Origin of the sequence: Streptomyces sp. NPDC058459, assembly GCF_042721685.1 — a bacterium.
In the GTDB taxonomy this organism is placed as follows: Bacteria; Actinomycetota; Actinomycetes; order Streptomycetales; family Streptomycetaceae; genus Streptomyces.
This window is the reverse complement of record NZ_JBHXLV010000034.1, coordinates 23,177-42,866: the sequence shown is the minus strand read 5'-3', so window position 1 is coordinate 42,866 and position 19,690 is coordinate 23,177. Positions and strand designations below refer to the sequence as shown.

18 protein-coding genes and 3 pseudogenes are annotated in these 19,690 nt (G+C 75.1%); 7 read left to right on the top strand and 14 right to left on the bottom strand.

The window, feature by feature from the left end:
* Nucleotides 1–239 (top strand): annotated as a pseudogene (locus ACFWN1_RS09805) (hypothetical protein); the annotation flags it as partial.
* On the opposite strand, the gene ACFWN1_RS09800 reads toward ACFWN1_RS09805, so the two are convergent.
* Nucleotides 208–951, bottom strand: coding sequence for a class I SAM-dependent methyltransferase (locus ACFWN1_RS09800; protein WP_384359594.1), 744 nt, complete (start codon nucleotides 949–951; stop codon nucleotides 208–210). The pseudogene ACFWN1_RS09805 and the gene ACFWN1_RS09800 sit on opposite strands and share 32 nt — an antisense overlap.
* Nucleotides 952–1,304: 353 nt before the next feature.
* Here ACFWN1_RS09800 and ACFWN1_RS09795 point away from each other — a divergent pair, with 353 nt between their 5' ends.
* Nucleotides 1,305–2,168 carry a helix-turn-helix domain-containing protein gene (locus ACFWN1_RS09795; protein ID WP_384359590.1) on the top strand — a complete coding sequence of 288 codons (864 nt, stop codon included), beginning with the start codon at nucleotides 1,305–1,307 and terminating at the stop codon, nucleotides 2,166–2,168.
* 60 nt (nucleotides 2,169–2,228) lie between these two features.
* Here ACFWN1_RS09795 and ACFWN1_RS09790 read toward each other — a convergent pair whose 3' ends face one another.
* The 3 genes from ACFWN1_RS09790 to ACFWN1_RS09780 form a co-directional block, all read right to left on the bottom strand.
* Nucleotides 2,229–2,654, bottom strand: a complete 426-nt coding sequence (locus tag ACFWN1_RS09790; RefSeq protein ID WP_384359589.1) for an OsmC family protein — start codon at nucleotides 2,652–2,654, stop codon at nucleotides 2,229–2,231.
* A gap of 112 nt (nucleotides 2,655–2,766) precedes the next feature.
* On the bottom strand, nucleotides 2,767–4,824 hold the full coding sequence (locus ACFWN1_RS09785) for a phage holin family protein (RefSeq protein ID WP_384359588.1): 2,058 nt from the start codon (nucleotides 4,822–4,824) through the stop codon (nucleotides 2,767–2,769).
* A gap of 79 nt (nucleotides 4,825–4,903) precedes the next feature.
* Nucleotides 4,904–5,335, bottom strand: a complete 432-nt coding sequence (locus ACFWN1_RS09780; RefSeq protein ID WP_384359587.1) for a hypothetical protein — start codon at nucleotides 5,333–5,335, stop codon at nucleotides 4,904–4,906.
* Nucleotides 5,336–5,419: 84 nt separating this feature from the next.
* Here ACFWN1_RS09780 and ACFWN1_RS09775 point away from each other — a divergent pair, with 84 nt between their 5' ends.
* The gene (locus ACFWN1_RS09775; protein WP_384359586.1) at nucleotides 5,420–6,193 is read left to right on the top strand and encodes an MBL fold metallo-hydrolase; all 774 of its coding nucleotides are present in this window, start codon (nucleotides 5,420–5,422) and stop codon (nucleotides 6,191–6,193) included.
* A gap of 5 nt (nucleotides 6,194–6,198) precedes the next feature.
* Entirely contained in the window at nucleotides 6,199–6,834 is a 636-nt protein-coding gene (locus ACFWN1_RS09770; protein ID WP_384359585.1) for a DedA family protein, read from the top strand.
* A 100-nt stretch (nucleotides 6,835–6,934) separates the two neighbouring features.
* On the opposite strand, the pseudogene ACFWN1_RS09765 reads toward ACFWN1_RS09770, so the two are convergent.
* From ACFWN1_RS09765 to ACFWN1_RS09750, 4 genes and pseudogenes are all read right to left on the bottom strand, one after another.
* A pseudogene (locus tag ACFWN1_RS09765) lies at nucleotides 6,935–7,567 on the bottom strand (MBL fold metallo-hydrolase); the annotation flags it as partial.
* Nucleotides 7,564–8,820: an aminotransferase class I/II-fold pyridoxal phosphate-dependent enzyme gene (locus ACFWN1_RS09760; RefSeq protein WP_384359584.1), complete on the bottom strand. Its 1,257-nt coding sequence runs from the start codon at nucleotides 8,818–8,820 to the stop codon at nucleotides 7,564–7,566. The gene ACFWN1_RS09760 and the pseudogene ACFWN1_RS09765, both read right to left, overlap by 4 nt.
* Nucleotides 8,821–8,988: 168 nt before the next feature.
* Nucleotides 8,989–9,567 (bottom strand): hypothetical protein, encoded by a 579-nt coding sequence (locus tag ACFWN1_RS09755; protein ID WP_384359583.1) that lies wholly within the window; start codon nucleotides 9,565–9,567, stop codon nucleotides 8,989–8,991.
* A gap of 174 nt (nucleotides 9,568–9,741) precedes the next feature.
* Nucleotides 9,742–10,006, bottom strand: a pseudogene (locus ACFWN1_RS09750) (DUF6158 family protein); the annotation flags it as partial.
* A gap of 130 nt (nucleotides 10,007–10,136) precedes the next feature.
* Between ACFWN1_RS09750 and ACFWN1_RS09745 the strand changes: the two are divergent.
* The 3 genes from ACFWN1_RS09745 (at nucleotide 10,137) to ACFWN1_RS09735 (ending at nucleotide 13,175) form a co-directional block, all read left to right on the top strand.
* Nucleotides 10,137–11,633: a bifunctional phosphatase PAP2/diacylglycerol kinase family protein gene (locus tag ACFWN1_RS09745; RefSeq protein ID WP_384359582.1), complete on the top strand. Its 1,497-nt coding sequence runs from the start codon at nucleotides 10,137–10,139 to the stop codon at nucleotides 11,631–11,633.
* Nucleotides 11,634–11,756: 123 nt separating this feature from the next.
* Nucleotides 11,757–12,578 carry a class I SAM-dependent methyltransferase gene (locus ACFWN1_RS09740; RefSeq protein ID WP_384359581.1) on the top strand — a complete coding sequence of 274 codons (822 nt, stop codon included), beginning with the start codon at nucleotides 11,757–11,759 and terminating at the stop codon, nucleotides 12,576–12,578.
* Between the two features lie 246 nt (nucleotides 12,579–12,824).
* Entirely contained in the window at nucleotides 12,825–13,175 is a 351-nt protein-coding gene (locus ACFWN1_RS09735) for a VOC family protein (protein ID WP_384359580.1), read from the top strand.
* A gap of 20 nt (nucleotides 13,176–13,195) precedes the next feature.
* Here ACFWN1_RS09735 and ACFWN1_RS09730 read toward each other — a convergent pair whose 3' ends face one another.
* The 6 genes from ACFWN1_RS09730 to ACFWN1_RS09705 form a co-directional block, all read right to left on the bottom strand.
* The gene (locus tag ACFWN1_RS09730; protein ID WP_384359579.1) at nucleotides 13,196–13,741 is read right to left on the bottom strand and encodes a GNAT family N-acetyltransferase; all 546 of its coding nucleotides are present in this window, start codon (nucleotides 13,739–13,741) and stop codon (nucleotides 13,196–13,198) included.
* 33 nt (nucleotides 13,742–13,774) lie between these two features.
* Nucleotides 13,775–14,698, bottom strand: coding sequence for an LD-carboxypeptidase (locus ACFWN1_RS09725; RefSeq protein ID WP_384359578.1), 924 nt, complete (start codon nucleotides 14,696–14,698; stop codon nucleotides 13,775–13,777).
* On the bottom strand, nucleotides 14,695–16,659 hold the full coding sequence (locus ACFWN1_RS09720) for a prolyl oligopeptidase family serine peptidase (RefSeq protein WP_384359577.1): 1,965 nt from the start codon (nucleotides 16,657–16,659) through the stop codon (nucleotides 14,695–14,697). Before ACFWN1_RS09720 ends, ACFWN1_RS09725 begins: the two co-directional genes overlap by 4 nt.
* A 4-nt stretch (nucleotides 16,660–16,663) precedes the next feature.
* Nucleotides 16,664–17,968 carry a M20/M25/M40 family metallo-hydrolase gene (locus tag ACFWN1_RS09715; RefSeq protein WP_384359576.1) on the bottom strand — a complete coding sequence of 435 codons (1,305 nt, stop codon included), beginning with the start codon at nucleotides 17,966–17,968 and terminating at the stop codon, nucleotides 16,664–16,666.
* Nucleotides 17,961–18,794, bottom strand: coding sequence for a M55 family metallopeptidase (locus ACFWN1_RS09710; protein WP_384359575.1), 834 nt, complete (start codon nucleotides 18,792–18,794; stop codon nucleotides 17,961–17,963). Before ACFWN1_RS09710 ends, ACFWN1_RS09715 begins: the two co-directional genes overlap by 8 nt.
* A gap of 114 nt (nucleotides 18,795–18,908) precedes the next feature.
* A complete protein-coding gene (locus ACFWN1_RS09705; protein WP_384359574.1) occupies nucleotides 18,909–19,628 on the bottom strand; it encodes a class I SAM-dependent methyltransferase in 720 nt (239 codons plus the stop codon).
* Between the last annotated feature and the right edge of the window lie 62 nt (nucleotides 19,629–19,690).

Below are 19,690 nucleotides of genomic sequence, written 5' to 3'. Positions count from 1 at the left end.
GGGCGGCCCTGTGCGCCGCTCAGGGCGCGGTGTCCTGGCGTGCGGACCTGGACGTGGACTGCGACGGGCAGCGCACGACTCACCGCACCGAGGACCGCGACCCCTGGTACCAGGACGACACCGCCTACCCCCAGTCGGACGGCCGGCCCCTGCGCGACGACGCGCTGATCTGCGGCAAGCTCTGTTGCCGGGATGGCAAACGGCGCCTCACTCCGACCGTCGGTAGGCGTGCACGGTGAAGACCGGATCGGCGCGGGGTCGGTCCTGGTCGGGCAGGCGGGCCAGCCGGGCGGCGAACTCCTCGGTGCGGGGCTCGCCGGGCGGCAGCAGGGTGAACCAGCCGCGCCGGAGGTCCTTGATGGTCCGGCGCGGACTACGCCCCTGCCCGACCCCGGTGAACCGCGCCTGACCCGTCCTGACCAGCCCGGCCTCGGCGGCGTAGGCGTCCACCTCGGCCGGGTCGTCGGCGGCGGGGCGCCGGGGGCGCGGGCCGAGGACGGCGTCGATGTCGCTGCCGACGTCGTGCGCCTTCGCCTTGCCGACGGTGGTGACATAGGTGCCGCCCGGCCGGAGCACCCGCGCGCACTCGGCGAGCACGGCGCGCAGATCGGCCGGGTCGTCCAGCAGATGCAGCAGCCAGACACTGGTGACGGCGTCGAACGTGCCCCCGGCAAAGGGCAGTCGGCGGCTGTCGGCGCGCACCACGGCTCCGGGCAGCCGGGCGGCGGCGCGGTCGGTCATGGCGGGCGTGAGATCCACGCCGGTGACCCGCAGCGCGGGCCGCGCCCCGGCCAGGAGCCGGGTGACGATGCCGGTGCCGCAGCCGGTGTCCAGCAGGCGGCCTTCGTGGTCCGGGATCAGCCCGAGGACGGTGTCGGCGGCGGCGCGGGCGCGGGGCTCGCCGCCACGGAGGCTGTCGTAGGACTCGGCTTCCTTGTCGTAGTCGAGCACAGCTTTCCGTGTGCCCATCCCGACGAGGCCCATGTCCCCTTGTTCGCCCACGAGTTCACCGTTCCCGGGAAGGGCCGGCCCCTGGTTCAGCCGATGTCCAGGCCGTCGAGGAAGCGGGTGAAGGTGGCTTCGGGGCCGGCGGGGCGGCGGGGGAGGCGGAGAGGGCTTCGGCCAGCGGGGGGGGGACGCGACCGGCTTTGTCCCGGTGTGGCTGACCCTGCACGCCGACTCCGCCCCGGCCCTCCCCGACCCGGCCGACTCCAAGCCTGCCGTTGCTGGTTGATCCCCCGTGTGCGGTGAACCTCCACGTGGCACACTGCCCGCATGCGTCGGCGGGCAGGGGAGGGCGGGGTGTGAGTGAGCGGCGGGCCGCTCCCACCGTGGGTCAGGTGGTGCTCGGCAGACGGTTGCAGCAGCTGCGGGAGTCGGCCGGGCTGAGCCGGGACGAGGCCGCGCGGGTGCTGAGGGTGGCCTCGGCGACCGTACGGCGGATGGAGACGGCCGAGGTCGCGCTGAAGATCCCGTACGTGCAGGCGCTGCTCGGCGCGTACGGGGTGGGGGCGGAGGAGGCCGCCGCGTTCGTGCGGCTGGCCGAGGAGGCCAACCAGCCCGACTGGTGGCAGCGGTTCCACGACGTGCTGCCGGACTGGTTCAGCCTGTACGTCAGCCTGGAGGGTGCCGCCCGCCTCATCCGCTCCTACGAGCCCCACTTCGTCCCCGGCCTGCTCCAGACCGAGGCGTACGCGCGGGCGGTGCTGGAGGCCGGGACGATAGGGCAGCACAACCCGGAGACGGTGGAGCGGCATGTGGCGCTGCGCCTGGAGCGGCAGCGGCTGCTGGAGCGGGAGGACGCCCCGCATCTGTGGTTCGTGATGGACGAGACGGTGCTGCGGCGGCCGGTGAGCACCCGCTCGGAGGTGATGCGGGACCAGTTGGACCGGCTGCTGGAGTACGCCGACCGGGACGGGATCACCGTCCAGCTCGCGGAGCTCGCGGCGGGCCCGCATCCGGGGACGTACGCCCCCTTCACCCTGTTCCGGTTCGGCGAGCGGGAGTTGCCGGACATGGTGTTCACCGAGTATCTGACCGGCGCGCTGTACCTCGACTCGCGCGCGGAGGTGGCCGCGCATCTTGAGGTGCTGGACCACATGACGGCGCGGGCGGCCTCGGCGCAGCGCACCCGGAAGCTGCTGCGGGAGTTCCGCGAGAGCCTGTGACCGGTGCCGCGCCCGCGACGCGGCGGACGCGGCGGACGCGGCACCGGAGGCCGACGGGCCTCAGGCCAGCTCGGCCGTGAGGCTGATGTCGGTGCCGGTCAGGGCCTGGCTGACCGGGCAGTTCTTCTTGGCGTCCTCGGCGGCCGTGCGGAAGCCCTCCGCGTCCAGGCCCGGGACCTCGCCGCGCACGGTGAGGTGGATGCCGGTGATGCCCTCGCCGGGCTGGAAGGTCACGTCGGCCTTGGTCTCCAGCCGGGTGGGAGGCGTGCCGGCGCCGGTCAGGCCGTGCGACAGGGCCATGGAGAAGCAGCTGGAGTGGGCGGCGGCGATCAGCTCCTCGGGGCTGGTGCGGCCGTTCGCCTGCTCGGCGCGCGACGGCCATGACACCGGCTGCGAGCCGATGCCGGAGGAGTCGAACGTGACGGTGCCGCTGCCCGACAGCAGTTCGCCTTCCCAGACCGTGTGTGCGGTGCGCGTGGTAGCCACGGTGGTTCCCTTCGAGTGTGTTCCGGTGTTCCCGTGTTCCGGGTCCTGGTGCCCCCTTACCCCCATCCGATCACATCCGGGGTCGCAGCACCGTGAGGACCGGCCCGCGTGCTCAGGCCGCCCGGCGTTCGGGGTCGGCGTCGAGCGGTACCTCGGGGCCGCTCAACTCGCCGAGCCAGCGGCGCAGTACGCCGTGCACGCGTTCGGCACCGGACAGCGTCTCGCCGTCCTCCTCGGGCACGGAGAGGGTGAGCGGGGAGAGCAGGAACGGGCGGGACTGGGCGCCGCCGAGGCCGCCGTGGGAGCCGATCTGCTCCTCGAAGGCGTGCACTTGGCCGCTCGCCGGGTCGTGCCAGGAGTTGACCATGATGTCGGCGGTGTGCGGGAAGGCGTGCGCGCGGCGTACGGCGTCGGCGGCGCCGGGGCCGAAGCGGTCCAGCGGTCCGGGGCGCTCGTCCAGTTCGGCGAGCGGGATCTCGGTGCCGCACGGGCCGAGGACCACGCCGTCGTGCTCGGCGCTGCGGACCAGCAGGAAGCCGATGCCGGGGTGGTTGGCGAGGGTGGGGAGCAGCGCCGGGTGGCGGGTGTCGATCTCCTCCTTGGTCATCCGGTGCGGCACGTCCGGGAAGGAGACCAGGCCGAGGTTGCCGGAAGCGAGGACGACGGGTTCGGAGTCGCGCTCGGTGATGGCGGGCGCGCCGTCGGCCCGGCCCAGGGCTGCGCGTACGGCGGCGCGGGCCTCGGCGCCGCTCCGGGTGTGTCCGGCGCCGCGCGGCACGGCCAGTCCGCTGCCGGCGCGGACGAGGTCGGTGAGGGTGAGGCCGTAGCGGGAGCGGAAGGTCTCGCCGGGGCTCTGGCCGTGGTCGGAGAGGACGACCAGGCGGTAGGGGCGCGGGGCGTGCTCGGCGGCCTTCTCGATCAGGGCCAGGGAGCGGTCGAGGCGCTTGAGGACCTTGCGGGCGTCACGGCTGTCGGGGCCGGAGTGGTGGGCGACCTCGTCGTAGGCGACGAGGTCGGCGTAGACGGCGGTGCGGCCGGCCAGCAGGTCGCCCATCACGGCGGCCACGACCACGTCCCGTTCGACGACGGTGGCGAAGGCGCGGACGAACGGATAGAGGCCGCCCCGGCCGACGCGCGGGTGCGCTCCGGCGAACCGGGCGCGGGTGGACTGGCCGAGCTCGCGGCCGATCTCGGCGCAGAAGGACAACGCGGTGCGCACGGCGTTGGCGGGGTCGGAGAAGTAGGCGAAGTAGCCGGCGCGGGACCGGTTCTCCCGGCCCCGGCGGCGGGTGGCGATGGAGAGGACGAGGGCCTGTTCCCCGGCGCCGCCGCTGAACAGGTTGCCCCGGCTGGCGCCGTCGACGGCGAGCAGTCCGGCCTCGCCGGTGCGGGCCATGGCGCGGCGCTGCAACTCGGCCGCCGAGGTGGGCCGGTTGCACACCATGATCTCGCCGCGCTCCTTCTCGTACCAGCGGAAGGCGGGTATGTCGAAGGTGCTGCCGTGGAGGATGCCGAGCTGGCTGGCGCCGGTCTGGCTGGACCAGTCGGTGCGCCAGGGGGTGAGCCGGTGGGTGGGCGGGATGACGCCGTCGCTGGCCAGCCAGCGGGCCACGGTGGGCATCAGGCCGTCGCGGACGGCGGCGGTGAGCACGTCGTGGCCGACGCCGTCGAGCTGGACGCAGACCAGGCCGGGCGTGCCCGCGCGGGGCACGGTGGCTCTGCGGCGGCGGTCGGCCAGGCGGAGCAGACGGCGCCGGTAGGCGTCGTCGTCGCGGACGGCGAGCGCTCCGCCGGTGGCGGAGGCGACGGCGGACATCACGGCGGCGACGATCACGGCGGTATCGGGGGCCGCCTCGGCCCGCCCCGAGGGGTTGACGCGCAGGGCGAGCAGCAGCAGGGAGCCGTTGAGGAAGAAGACCAGCAGGCCGAGGAAGAGCGCGGGGACGAGCAGCAGCATCCGTACCAGCACGGGCCAGGCCAGGGCCGACAGCAGGCCGAACGCCCCGGCTCCGCAGGCGGCGGTGACGGCTATCCGGGTGGCGCTGTCACCGTCGGGCGCCTGGAGCCGGAAGTCGGGGAGAATCCCGGCGAGTACGAGCATGGTGAGCGTGGAGACCGCCCATACCGTGACACTCCGACCCAGCTGACCGGCAACCCGCCGCCACCGCACGCCCCGCTCCTCACGTTCCGGCCCGCACCGTGGGGCCTGCCCCCCACCTTGTCATACCGGCCGGTCGTACCGGGGAGGCTCAGTTGCCGTCGTACCCGGCCGTGGGCATCGAGAGCCGCCGGTGCACGCGCGCCTTCATCCGGGCGTCGTACGCGGGTTCGGCGCTGCCCACGGTCTCCACGCGGACCCCGCGGCGGGCGCATTCGGCGGTGAACTCCTCCACCGAGGACAGCGCGCGTTCCAGGACCCGCAGGCTGGGCGCGACGAACAGGTCCGTGCCGGGCCGCATCCCGTCCCACAGCGCGTCGTGGTCGAAGCGCAGCCCGCCGACGAGGAGTTCGCGCGCGATGACATACCCCTGCTCGGCGGCCCAGCGGGCGCACATGGCGTGCTGGCCGCGGGAGTCGACCAGGAAGGGGTCGGCCTCCAGCTCCTCCAGCGGGGTCAGGCTGGCGATGGCGGTGATCCGTACCGTCGCCGCAGCGGCCGAGGCACCCTGCAACGGTCCCATGGCATCCCCTCACCTCCGGGTTTCGCCGCCGACCCTACCGCTGCCCGTAGGCTTCGGGGGAGTCGCACGGCGGAGGTGAGGGTAGTGCCGGTGGAGGTCACCTGGTGGGGTCATGCCACCTGCACGATCGAGGACTCGGACATCCGGGTGCTGACCGATCCCCTGTTCGCGTCCCGGCTGGCGCATCTGCGCCGGCGCCGGGGCGGTCCGCCGCCCGCCGACGCCCGCCGGGCCGACGTGGTGCTCGTCTCCCATCTGCACGCCGACCATCTGCATCTGCCCTCGCTGGCGCAGGTGGCGCCGGGCACGCGTCTGCTCGTGCCCCGGGGCGCGCCGCGGACGGTGCCGGGGCTGCGGCGGCTGCGCGGGCTGACCCTCACCGAGGTGGCGCCCGGCGACGAGGTGCGGCTCGGGGAGCTGCGGGTGCGGGTGGTGCCGGCGCTGCACGACGGGCGGCGGCTGCCGTTCGGCCCGCACCGCTCCCCCGCGCTCGGCTACGTGGTGGAGGGCGAGGCGCGCACCTACTTCGCTGGTGACACCGGGCTGTTCGACGCGATGGCCGAGGAGGTCGGCCCGGTGGACGTGGCGCTGCTGCCGGTGGGCGGCTGGGGGCCGAACCTCGGTGAGGGGCATCTGGACGCGGGCCGGGCGGCGCGGGCGCTGGCCCGGCTGGCGCCGGGCTGGGCGGTGCCGGTGCACTACGGCACGTACTGGCCGATCGGGCTGGACGGGGTCCGCCCGCACGAATTCTACGGGCCGGGCGAGGAGTTCGTGCGGCTGGCGGCCGAGGCGGCGCCGAAGGTGACGGTGCACCGGCTGGGGCACGGGGAGGGCGTACGGCTGGAGGTCGCCAGGTGAGACACGTGGGGAGTGCGGCGGTACTGGCCGCCGCGGCGACGGCCGGTGTGCCGCTGGGGCCTTCGCAGCAGGCGTTCGGGTATCCGTCGCTGTTCCTGCTGGTGCTGGTCGGGGCGCTGATACCCGTGGTGCCGACGGGGGCGCTGGTGAGCACGGCGGCGGTGGTGGCGGTCCATCGGACGGCGCCGTTCTCGCTGGCGCTGGTGTTCGTCACGGCGTCGCTGGCGGCCTTCCTGGGGGACGCGGCGCTGTACTGGCTGGGGCGGCGTGGTCTGCGTTCGCGGAGCGGCTCGCGCTGGCTGGAGGCGCTGCGGTCGCGGGCGCCGGAGGAGCGGCTGGAGCAGGCGCGGGGGAAGCTGGCCGAGCACGGGGTGACGGTGCTGGTGCTGTCCCGGCTGATACCGGCGGGCCGGATTCCGGTGATGCTCGCGTGCCTGCTGGCCGAGTGGCCGCTGCGACGCTTCGCGCGGGGCAATCTTCCGGCGTGTCTGGCATGGGCGCTGACGTATCAGCTGATCGGCATCCTGGGGGGTTCGCTGTTCGCCCGGCCGTGGGAGGGTGTGGCGGCGGTGGTGGTGCTGACCGTGCTGGTCGGCACGGCTCCGGGGCTGGTGCGCCGGGTGCGGGGCGGGGAGCGGTAGTACGGGGGTCCGGCTCCACCACCCGGGAGGCGCCGAGCGGGAGGTCCCACAGGTCGGTCCGGGCGAGGCCGGCCTGTCGCCAGGCCGCGCGGAACCGGGTGAGACCGGAGAGCCGGGCGCCCTCCCCCCAGTCCAGCTCGGTGACGCGGGTGAACCGCCTGCGCCGGAACCAGCGTCCGAGTCCGGCGGGCGCGAACACCGGAATGTCGCGCGGGAGTCGGCTCAGGGTGGGAGCGTCCAGGTGGTCGTAGTGGTTGTGGCTGGCCACGACCGCGTCGACGGGAGGCAGGCTGTCCCAGGCGACGCCGACCGGGGTCACGCGGGCCGGGGTGCCGAGGATGCGGCGCGACCACACCGGGTCGGTGAGCACGGTCAGCCCGCCGATCCGCACCACCCGACTGGCGTGCCCCACCCAGGTGACGGCGAGGCCATCGACGCCGATGTGGGGCAACGGGTTTGGTTCGCAGGGGAGTCGGGGGATGTCGGCGAGGCCCCCGGGGCCGGGGCGTAGGGCGCCCTCGCGGGCGAAGCGGGCCATGGCACGCCAGCCGGGCAGCGGCGCGGTGAGCAGGTACTGGAAGGTCCTCGGCCATACCCGGTGTTCGCCCAGCGGGCGGGGCCCGGCCAGCGGCGGCGACGCGGGCGCGAGCGGGGCGCGGACGACCAACTCGACTCTGCCGTCGACGGGTTGGGGTGTGGCGGCCGACCCGGGCTCATGCGTCTGCTGCGTCATCGAGAGGGCTCCCGTCGCGCGGAGTCGTCACGGAGTTCGTCGAGGACCGTTCTCAGGGTGAGCAACGCCTCCCGCGTGTCCGGCAGTTCGACCGGGTCGGGCGAGGTGAGCGCGGCCTCGCGCTCCTCGTCCGTACCTCCCAGCAGCGAGGCGGTGGACAGCCGTACGCGCAGGGCGCCGAGGTCGTCGCCGAAGCGGTGGCCGCCGGGTGCGGGCAGGCCGAGCCGGGCGGTGAGGAAGTCCTCCAGTTCCTGCGCGTCCCCGACACCCCGTGCGGCGAGGGACTCGCGCAGCGGGCCGAGATCGGCGTACAGGTGGCGGCCGGCCCGCGGGGGCGGGGCGAGCGCGCCGCCCGCCAGGACGGTGCGATGCGCGGCGGCGGCCAGCCGGGCGTGCAGCCGTACGGCGGCCTCCCGGCGGGCGGTGACCGGCTCGGGTTCGTCCAGCGCGTACTGGGCGGCGGCCGCGACGGGGGCGGCGAGGCGGGCGCCGAGCGCGGTGAGCACGTCCAGCACGCGGGCGTGGGTGCGCTCCCCCGCCGCGCTGTCCGGGAAGCGGGCGACGGCCGCGGGCCAGCCGGCCGGGAGCAGCGATCCGGCGAGGTCGGCGACGACGGTGACCTGGCCGGGCAGCATCTCCGCCGGACTGACCAGGAGCGTGTCGTGCGGGTCGTGCGCGGTGTCGCGCCAGGTCTCGTCGCTGATCAGGTGCAGGCCCTCGGCGGCAGCCGCCTCCACGGTCTCGTGCAGCAGCTCGGGCGGGGCGACGGCGGCGGTCGGGTCGTCCGCCACGGACAGCACCAGCAGGCGCGGGTTCCCGCCCTCGGCGCGGACCCGGCGGACGGTCTCCAGCAGCGCGTAGGGGTCGGGTATGCCGCCACTGCCGGCCGGTGCGGGTACCGGGAAGAGGTGGCTGCCGAGCAGCCGGGCGCAGGGCCCCCACCAGGCGGCGCGGGGGCGGGGTGCCAGGATGTCGCCGTGTTCCCCGGCGAGCGCGGCGGTCAGCGCCAGCAGCAGCGGGGGCGCGCCGGGGGCGACGGCCACGCGGTGGGGGGTGCAGGGAAGTCCGCGCCGGGTCCAGTAGCCGCAGGCCGCTTCCAGCAGGGCCGGGGTGCCGCCGGCCGGCTGGGCCTCGCCGTGGTGCTCGGCGGCGCCCAGGCGGGCGGCGAGTTCCGGGAGGACGGGCAGGCCGTCGGCGGGGAACGACGGCCCGAAGCGGACGGGGCCGTGGCCCTCGGGTTCCCTCCGCCGCATGTCCGCCTCCGCGCGGTCCGTGTGCCCTGGGTGCCGCGCCCGGTGCCGTGCGGCGGGCGGGCGGGGTGCCTGCTGGTGGTGCCCTCGGGAAGGTGTGTGCCCGGCAAACGGTCCGGCATGGTTCGCGTCCGGCGGCGTCCCGTTCACAGCGGCCTCCGGTGCCCGCCGTCAGCGCCCGGCCGGGCGTCTGCGGCCGTACAGCCGGTAGCCGGCGCCGGCGGCCGCGGCGGCGATCAGCGCGCCGCCCGCGGCGAGGGCGGGCACGGAGTCGGTGAACGTGCCGCCGGCCCCGGCCTGCACACCGTGCCCCAGGCTGGGCGGAGCGTCCTTCACGGGCCCCGACTCCCGGTCCTGGCCGTCCTGGCCGTCCTCGCCGTCATGACCGCCCTGGCCGCCCTGGCCGCCCTGGCCGCTTTGGGCGTTTTGGCCGCCGCCCGCGTCCCCGTCCTCGCGGCCCGGCTCCTCGCCGTCCTGCCCGGTCTTCTGGGCGGAGCCGGCCGCGCAGCCGTCCCGTCCCGGTGCGGCGGGGACGTTGCCGCCGGGGCCGGGCGGCGCGCTCAGGTACGGCGCCCCGGCCGCCGGGCCGGTCCCGGTGCCGTCGTAGGAGGTTCCGGGCGCCCGGGACGCCGAGGCGGCGGGGTCCGCGCAGGGGGCGCCGGACTCGGCGGACACGGCGGGCCCGGTCATCGCGAGCGTGGCGCCGGCCAGGGCGGCGGCGGTGGAGAGGGCGCGTACGGTGCGGCGCATGGGGCGGGCTCCTCGGCGGTACGGCGGTCGGGGCACGCGTTCGGTGCCCTCGCTGCCATCAGAGCCCCCGGCGCGCCGCCCCGCGCGCGGCCGGACCCCATTCGCGGGACACGGACGGCACCAGGCGGGTGACACCGCCCCCGCCGGACCACCCCGACGGCCCGTCCCCCGACCTCACGTCGTCCCCGCCTCCCCGCAGCCCCGTTCGCGGGCGCCCTCGCGGGTGCGGCCCGCGCTGACCAGGCGGCGCGGGTTGCGGCGCAGGTACTCGCCCTCCAGCTGAGCCATGCGTTCGTTATGGGCGCGCAGGGCGTCGTTCGAGCCGTACAGCAGGGTGTCGTGGCGTGTGCGGTGGATCGTCTCCAGCTCTCTCATGAGCTGCTGGTCGTCCAGTCGGCCGGGGTCGACTCCGGTCATGGTGGTACCCCCGCTCGTCGTGTCCGCGGTCCTGAGGTCCACTGTACGAAGATCCCGCTCCCCCGGCCTCCGCGCGTCCGGGCCGGGGCCGGGCGGCGTACGTACCCGGGCGGCGGCACAAGAAAGGCGCGCTTCGGGGTAATGGGTCGAGCATGAGCGCAGATGTCGACCTCACCGCTGTCCCGGCCTCCGGCCGCAACGTTCTGCGCCGGCTGCTCGCGGCCGACGCCCGGCTCTTCGAGGTGGCCGCCGAACGGGAGTGGCCCGGTGCCCAGAAGCTGCTGCCCCGGCTGAGCCGGAGCGCCAACCACGGCGTGCTGTGGTTCGCGGCGGCCGGCGCCATCGCGGCGACCCGCACCCCGAGGGCGCGGCGGGCTGCCGTGCGGGGACTGGCCTCGCTGAGCCTGGCCTCGCTGACCGTCAACACCCTCGGCAAGCGGTCGGTGCGCCGTACCCGGCCGATGCTGGACCCGGTGCCGCTGTCCCGGCGGCTCAAGCGGCAGCCCATCACCACCTCCTTCCCGTCCGGCCACTCGGCCTCGGCCGCCGCCTTCGCGGCCGGGGTCGCGCTGGAGTCCCCGGCGTGGGGCGCGGCGGTGGCGCCGCTGGCGTTCTCGGTGGCGACGTCGCGGGTGTACACCGGTGCGCACTTCCCGAGCGACGTGCTGGCCGGAGCGACGCTCGGGGTCGGCGCGGCCTTCGTGGTGCGGAAGCTGGTGCCGACGCGGGCGGCGGCCCGCCCGGCGGCCCGGCCGCGCAGGGACGCCCCGGCGCTGCCGGACGGCGAGGGCCTGGTGATGGTCGCCAACCGCTCCTCGGGCACCGCGGACCGGGTGCGCGCGCTGCATGACGCGCTGCCCAGGGCGGAGATCGTGGAGTGCGAGCCGGAGGAGGTCCGGGCCGAGCTGGACAAGGCGGCGGCACGGGCGCGGGTGCTCGGGGTGTGCGGCGGTGACGGCACGGTGAACGCGGGGGCGGAGGTCGCCCTGCTGCACCGGCTGCCGCTGGCGGTGCTGCCGGGCGGCACCCTGAACCACTTCGCGTACGACCTGGGGGTGGAGAACGCCGCCGATCTGGCCGCCGCCGTCCGCGCGGGCGAGGCGGTCCGGGTGGACGTCGGCAAGTTCACCGCCGACGACCGCTCCAGCGTCTTCCTGAACACCCTGAGCCTGGGCGTCTACCCGGAACTGGTGCGCGAGCGCGAGCACTGGTCGCCCCGGATCGGCGGCTGGGCGGCCGGGGTGCTCGGCGCGGTGAAGGTGCTGCGCGCCGACCGGCATCCGCTGGTCGTCGAGGCGGCGGGCAGGCGGCATCCGCTGTGGATGCTGTTCGTCGGCAACGGTGTCTACCGCCGCAGCGGCCTGGGCGCCGGGCGCCGTACGGAGCTGTCGGACGGGCCGCTGGACGTGCGCGTGGTGCATGGCGACGGCTGGCCCGCGCTGCGCCTGCTGGCGGCGGCCGTGGCGGGCCCGCTCACCCGCTCCCGGGGCCACGCGGCGGTGCAGCTGGGCCGGCTGAAGCTGTCCGGCCTCGCCCCGGGCACCCCGCTGGCGTACGACGGTGAGGTCACCTCGGTGTCCGGGACGGTGACGGTGGAGAAACTGGCGGAGATCCTCACGGCGTACAGCCCGCACCCGAGCGGCGCCTGACGTTCCGTCAGTCCGCATCGCGGAACGCGGATCTCAGCATCCGGTAGGCGGGCGTAGCGTTCGGCGTACTACGGCTGCGGTGTCCTCCGGGCGCCGCTGCCGACCGCAGAAGGGGCTGACGTCATGCCGGAACCGCGCGAGACCGCCGTCTACACGCATGGGCACCACGAGTCGGTGCTGCGTTCGCACACCTGGCGCACGGCCGCCAACTCGGCCGCCTATCTGCTCGCTTCGCTCGAACCCGGCATGCGCGTCCTCGACATCGGCTGCGGCCCCGGCACCATCACCGCCGACCTCGCCGCGCTGGTCCCGGACGGCCGGGTGACCGGCGCCGACCGCGCCCCCGGCATCCTGGAGCAGGCCCGCGCCACCGCCGAGAGGCGGGGTCTGGCCAACGTCGACTTCGAGGTGGCCGACGTGCACGCCCTCGACCACGCCGACGGCGCCTTCGACGTGGTCCACGCCCATCAGGTGCTCCAGCACGTGGGCGACCCGGTGGGGGCGCTGCGCGAGATGGTCCGGGTGACCCGGCCCGGCGGCCTGATCGCGGTACGGGACGCGGACTACGCGGCGATGACCTGGTACCCGGCCGTGCCCGGCCTGGACGACTGGCTGGACCTGTACCGGCGGGTGGCGCGGGCCAACGGCGGTGAACCGGACGCCGGGCGCCGGCTGCGGAGCTGGGCGCTGGCTGCCGGACTGAGCGACATCACCGCCACCTCCAGCACCTGGACGTACGCCGCCCCCGAGGAGCGCGCCTGGTGGAGCGGGCTGTGGGCGGACCGTACGCTCGCCTCCGCATACGCCGACCGCGCGCTGACGGGCGGCCATGCCACGCCCAGGGAGCTGGCGGCGGTGTCCGGGGCGTGGCGGGAGTGGGGACGGCGGGCGGACGGCTGGTTCGCCGTACTGCACGGCGAGATCCTGTGCCGCATGCCGGCCTGAAACACCGTGGCGGACACCGTCGCGACGCGCCGGACCCCGGCGTGGCCGGGGACCGGCATGTCGCCGGCACCTCCGCGGGTGTGGCGGGTGCGGCGCTCGCCCCGACTACCAGGCGGCTGTGAGGGGTGCCGCTGCGGAGGGGTCACGGCACCCAAACCCGTTCCACGTCACCCGGCCGCCGCGCACGCCTCCCGATGCGCGGCGACGGCCTGTGCGCGCCCCGCCGCCCCAACTAGGCTCGTCCGCATGGAGATTCTGGGCGCCACACTGCGCATCTGCGTCGACGACCTCGACACCGCGGTCCCGTTCTACGAGCGGCTGGCGGGCGGCACGGCGGCGCGCTTCGAGCGCGGTGGCGTGCGGGTCGCCGCGATCGGCTCGTTCCTGCTGATGAGCGGGCCGGAAGCGGAGCTGGAGGTGCTGCGCAAGGTGACGGCGACGATCGCCGTGAAGGACGTCGAGGAGGCGCACCGGCTGCTCGCGGACATGGGCGCGCGGATCATCGCGGGCCCGGTGCCGACCCCGGTGGGCCGGAACCTGCTGGTGATGCACCCGGACGGCACGATCTTCGAGTACGCCGACCAGTCGGGGGCCTGAGCCGGGCGCGGGGCGCTTGATCAGCCCCGCATCTCCACCGTCAGCGCCCAGCGTTCGTGGTCGCGCCACTCGCCGCCGACCTGGATCATCGCGGGCGAGAACCCCTCCAGCCGGAAGCCGGCGCCGCGCGCCAGCGCGATGGACGCGGTGTTGCCGGGCTGTACGTTGATCTCCAGCCGGTGCAGCCCGAGCGGCCCGAAGGCGTACCCGATGACCAGTTCGAGACCCTCCCGCATCAGCCCCCGCCCGGCCGCGTGCGCGAACGCCCCGTAGCCGAGCGCCCCGCACTGGAAGCCGCCCCGGACGATGTTGTTGATGTTGACGAACCCGGCGATGTCCCCGCTGTCCCGCTCGCACACCAGGAACCCGGCCCGCGCCGCGTCCCCGATCAGCCGGCCCGCGTAGCCGGCGTACGCCTCGTCGCTGTCGGGCAGCACCAGCCACGGCCGGTGCAGTTCCCCGCTCTCCCGAACCCGAGCGGTGAACTCGCCCGCGTCCTCCGGCCGGAAGCGGCGGAGGGCCACCCGGGGGCCCTGGGCGAGGTAGTGGGGTGCGGTGTGGGGCATCGGGTCAGCGTACGCCCGGTGACCGGCCGGAAGTCACCGCAGGGCGGGCTCGTCCAGGGTCAGGGTCCCTCTGTCGGCGTCCAGTTCCGCCGCCGTGCCGAAGGGGATCGTCAGGGCGTCGGGACAGTGGCCGAAGCCGGCGTTCTCCAGGACGGGGACGTTCAGGGGGGACAGGCGGTCGGTGAGCATGGCGCGGACCGTGTCGTAGGGGTCGCAGTCGTGCCAGGAGCCCAGGAGGACGCCGTGGACGCCGGACAGCCAGTCCGCGCGGAGGAGCTGGGTGAGGTAGCGGTCCAGGCGGTAGGTCTCCTCGCCGACGTCCTCCAGGCAGAGGAGGCCGCCCCGGGCGGAGGGGCGGGCGTGCGGGGTGCCCAGTTCCGACGCCAGGAGGGAGAGGCAGCCGCCGAGGGTGGTGCCCCGGGCGCGGCCGGGGATCAGGGGCCTGCCGTCGGTGGCGATCCGCTGGACCTTCTCCGGGGTGAAGAGGGTCGCGTGGAGGTGGTCGCGGGCGCGTTCGCTGTCGATGAAGTCGAGGCCGGCGGCCATCGGGCCGTGCAGCGTGACGAGGCCCAGGCGGGTGGCGAACGCCTCGTGCAGGGCGGTGACGTCGCTGAAGCCGACGAACACCTTCGGGCCGGCCCGGCGCATCGCCTCCCAGTCGAGCAGGCCGGCCATCCGCTGGACCCCGTAGCCGCCGCGCGCGCAGAGCACCGCGTCCACCGACGGGTCGCACCAGGCTCGCTGGAGGTCGTCGGCGCGTGCGGCGTCGGCGCCGGCGAGGTAGCCGAAGTCGTCGTGCCGGTCCAGCACATGGGGTGCGGCGACCGGGTCGAGGCCCCAGCCACGCAGCACGTCGAGCCCCGCCCGCAGCCGTTCGACGGGCACCGGTCCGCTGGTGGCGACCACGGCGACGCGGGCGCCGGGGGCGAGTCGGGCGGGGCGCTGAAGTTGCTTCACGTGCCGAGCTCCAGTTTCGGGACGCCGGGCACGTCGAGGCCGAACACCTGGGCGTACAGGGACAGTTCGGCTTCGAGTGCGCGGACCATGGTGTCGGCGCGGCGGAAGCCGTGGCTCTCTCCGGCGAAGGTGAGGTAGGCGTGCGGGATGCCCCGGCCGGCGACGCGGTCGAGGAAGCGCTCGCACTGCTCGGGCGGGCAGATCACGTCGTCCAGCCCCTGGAGGAGCAGGAAGGGGGCGGTGAGCCGGTCGGCGCGGGTGGTGGGCGAGCGCTCGGCGTAGCGTTCGGGGACCTCGGCGAAGGGGCCGACCAGGGACTCCAGATAGCGGGACTCGAAGTCGTGGGTGCGGCCGGGGCCCCAGGTGGCGAGGTCGAGGACGGGGTAGCTGATCGTGCCGCAGGCGTAGACGTCGGTGCCGGTCAGGGAGGCCGCGGTGGTCCAGCCGCCCGCGCTGCCGCCCCGGATCGCGAGCCGGTCCCGGTCGGCCGTGCCCTCCTCGGCCAGCGCCAGGGCCACCGCCGCGCAGTCCTCCACGTCGACAACGCCCCACTGGTGCCGCAGCCGCTCGCGGTACTCGCGGCCGTACCCGGTGGAGCCGCCGTAGTTGACCTCGGCGACACCGATGCCGCGTGAGGTGAAGGCGGCGATGGTGAGGTCCAGCACGAGCGGCACCCGGCTGGTGGGGCCGCCGTGCGCCCAGATCACGTACGGGGGCGACTCCCCCTTCGGACCCTCGACTTCGGGATGCCGGGGCGGATAGACGTGTGCGTGCACCTCGCGGCCGCCGGGCCCGGTGAAGGTGCGGACCTCCGGCTCGGGGTAGTACGCGGGGTCGACGGCGTCCCGGTGCCGGGCGCCGATCGTGCGGGCGCGGCCGGTGCCGGTGTCCAGCTCGATCACCTCGTACCCGGTGCGCGGACTCGCGCCGATGGCCGCGACCCGGCTGCCGTGGGCGGCGAGGGAGGACCCGAACTCGCTCCAGGGACCGGCCGCGTCGGCGATCTCACCGGTCTCGGGGTCGAGTATCCCGAGCACGGCCGCGCCCCGCCCGTGCAGGACCGCGAGCGGCCCTTCCGCCAGCGGGACGAACCAGCGCTGGCCGACCTTCCACAGCGGTCCGCCGAACTCCTCCCGGCGCGGGCACAGCGGTACGCCGTCCCGGTACAGGTTCCACCAGCCGTCCCGGTCGCTCGCGTACAGCAGCCGCCCGTCCGGCGCCCACTCCACCTGGGCGACGGACTCGTCGTCGCCCCCGGCGACCGTGCGCACGTCCCGGAAGCGGCCGTCGTCGCCGACCTCCGCGACGAGCAGCTCGGTGCCGTCCCAGGGCATGCGCGGATGGTCCCAGGCCAGCCACGCGGCCCGGCGCCCGTCCGGGGACACCCGCGCGCCGGTGACGAACCGGTGCCGCTCGTCGGCGAGTTCGCGTACGGCCGACCGGTCGTCGGCGGCCGAGCCGTCCAGCGGTACGGCGGCGAGCACGCGCCGCACGTCACCGCTGCCCTCGCCGGTGAACTCCTCCAGCACACAGCGGACTTCGCCGCGCTCAAGGTCGAACTCCGGGTCGGCCCAGCGCAGTCCGCCACCCACTGGGGAGAGCGGGGTCAGCGGGACCGGCTCGCCGCCGGGCTCGTAGCGGTAGAGCCGCTGGTCGTCGAAGTGGGTGAAGACGATCAGCGGCCGGTCCGTGCCGGGGGCGGGGGCCCAGGGGCGGCCGCCGTACTCCATGACACGGTTGCGCACGTTCCACGGCGGCGGCAGCACCGGCTCCTCGGCGCTCTCGGCCGTACGGCGCACCAGGGCGCGGCGGCCGCCCTCGGCGGGCCGGGGTTCGGTCCACCAGACCTCGTCCCCGGCGAACCCCACCCACTCGGGGTGTCCGTCGTGCGCGGCGGCGAGCGCCGCGTCGACGGGTGACGGCCAGGAGCCGTACGACTGGACGCGCATTTCTTCCCCCATCTCGTCAGGCCGTCCGCAGGAAGCGGTCGAGCACGCGGACGCCGAACTGGAGCGCCTCCACCGGCACCCGCTCGTCGACGCCGTGGAACAGCGCCTGGTAGTCGAAGCCTTCGGGCAGCCGCAGCGGGGCGAAGCCGTAGCCGGTGATGCCGAGCCGGGAGAACTGCTTGGCGTCGGTACCGCCCGACATGCAGTACGGGACGACGTGCGCGCCGGGCGCGAACTCCTCGACGGCCGCGCGCATCTGCCCGAACAGCGGTGCGTTCACCGGGGCTTGGAGGGCCACCTCGCGGTGCACGTACTCCCAGTCGACGTCCGGCCCGGTGAGCCGGTCCAGGGTGGACTCGAACTCCGCCTCGCCGCCCGGCAGGAAACGTCCGTCGATGTGCGCGTGGGCCTCACCGGGGATGACGTTGACCTTGTAACCGGCGTCCAGCATGGTCGGGTTGGCGCTGTTGCGGACGGTGGCCTCGACCAGCCCCGCGGCCGGGCCGAGCTTGTCCAGCAGCAGTTCCATGTCGTCGAAGTCGGGCTCCAGCCCGTAGAGCGCGGCGAGTTCGGTGAGCGCGGCCCGTACGGTCGGGGTGATGCGCAGCGGCCACCGGTGCTCGCCGATGCGGGTGACGGCGGCGGCGAGCCGGGTCACCGCGTTCTCCCGGTTCACCTTGGAGCCGTGCCCCGCGCGCCCGCCCGCGGTGAGCTTCAGCCAGCCGGTGCCGCGCTCCCCCGCCGCGACGGGGTAGATCTCGCGCCCGGCGCCGTCGTGGAACGTGAAGGCGCCGGACTCCCCGATGGCCTCCGTACAGCCCTCGAACAGCTCGGGGTGCCGGTCGGCGAGGAAGCCGGAGCCGTCCTCGGCGCTGGCCTCCTCGTCGGCGGTGAACGCGATGACGAGGTCCCGGCGCGGCCGCACGCCCTCCCGGGCCCAGCCGCGCAGCACGGCCAGGATCATCGCGTCCATGTTCTTCATGTCGACGGCGCCGCGCCCCCAGACCACGCCGTCACGGACCTCGCCCGAGAACGGGTGCACACTCCAGTCGGCGGCCTCGGCGGGCACCACGTCCAGATGCCCGTGGACCAGCAGCGCGTCGGCGGAGGGGTCGGTGCCCGCGATCCGGGCGACGACGTTGGCGCGCCCCGGGGTCCGCTCCAGCAGCAGCGGTTCGAGGCCCGCGCCGGCCAGGCGCTCGGCGGCGTACTCGGCGGCGGGCCGCTCCCGGCAGTCACCGCCGCCCCGGTTGGTGGTGTCGATCCGGATCAGCTCGGAGGTGAACTCGACCACCTCGTCCAGTGCGCGCTGGTCAGCCATACTGCTCCTCCACGGCGGCGGAGGCGATCGTGGTGACCGCCTTGAATGTGCGAATTGCCTCAAACATCGTGTCGGTGGTGTACGCCACCTTCCGCTCCCCGGTCCGGTCGACCCCCGGCACGACCGTGACCGCCATGGCCAGGTGCTCGGCGTCGAACTCCACGGCGACGGTGAAGGGCCCCTGCTCCAGCGGCGGCCGGCGCACCGCGAGCCGGGCCGCCTCCTTGGCCGCGGCCCGGATGTCGGCGGCGGTGCGGGCCGGGGTGCGGCACACGGCCGCGTACCGCGAGACATGGTCCTTGACCGCGACCTTCAGCGCCCCTGGTGCGTAGCCCAGCGCGTCGTCGCAGGTCAGGTCGTCCCCGGTGACCAGCACCACGGGCACGCCGTACTCCGCGACGACAGACGCGTTGAGCAGGCCCTCGCTGGCGCGTACGTCGTTCAGCCAGACCCCGGTGATCTGGTTGGCGAGGTAGGTGTGGGCGAGGACGCCCTCCATGCCGGCGCCCGTGTGATAGCCGAGGAAGGCGATGCCGTCGACGTCGCCGTGCTGGACGCCCTCCACCATGGACAGCGACTTGTGCCGTCCGGTGAGCATCTCCACCCGCTCGTCCAGCCGCTCCAGCAGCAGGTTGCGCATGGTCCAGTGCGCCTCGTTGACGAGCACCTGCTCGGCTCCGCCGTCGAAGAAGCCCAGCGCGGCGGCGTTCACGTCGGAGGTGAACATCTCCCGGCAGCGCTCCCACTGCGGCGTCCCCGGCAGCACGTCGGCGGGCCAGGTGACCCCGGTGGCGCCTTCCATGTCGGCACTGATGAGGATCTTCATGCCGCGCAGGTTACGCGCCCTGCCCGGCGGGGGCTACGACCGGCCCCCGCCGCCGCCCCGCCGTGGCCCTTCTCACTCCCGTCTCACTCGCGTCTCACCCGCGCCACCCGCGTCTCACTCGCGCGCCAGCACGAACCACCTGGCCGGGAGATCGATGCGGGTGCCGTCCGGGAAGTACTCGGTCTGGGGGAGGACGGTCTCGCCGGTGGCGAGGATCTTGAGGCCGGCTTCGGTCAGGAGGCGGGGGATCTCCTCGTCCGTGGCGTCGGCGGGCTTGAGGTCGTGGTGGAAGACGCGGGCGAGTTTCGGGGGCGGCCCGGCGGGGCCCGCGGCCGCGCGCCGCAGGACGTCACGGGAGGCCGAGGTCAGTTCGACGACGAAGGCGCGGCCCGCCTCCCCGAGGAGTTCGGCCACGGCGGCGGCCACCAGGGGGCGGGCAGCGGGCTCGCTCTGGTGGATGACGGCGCGCATGTAGACATGGGCGTCGCCGAGGCGGTCGTGCAGGTCGCGTACGGCGTCGGTGTCGGTGAGGTCGAGCTGCTCGAACTCGGCGGACGGGCCGGCGGTGGCTCGGCGGGCGTGGTCGATCGCGGCGTCCGAGAGGTCGACGCCGACCGCGCGGGCGAACCGGGTGGCGAGGTACCGGGTCTGGGTGCCGTTGCCGCAGCCGAGGTCCACGATCACGCGGCCGGCCTCGGCGTGCGGCAGCAGGAGTTCGCTGTGCGGCTCGGCGGTCAGCGAGGGGTCGGAGTCCCAGATCGCGTCCCCCCGCTCGTCGGAGGTCTCCCTCCAGTAGCTCTCCCAGTTGAAGCGATAGTCGTCGGAAACGTTCACTGCGATCTCCCCAGGGTCGGTGCCATGATCGGGATATCGCGCCTACTGCCCCCCGGCAAGGG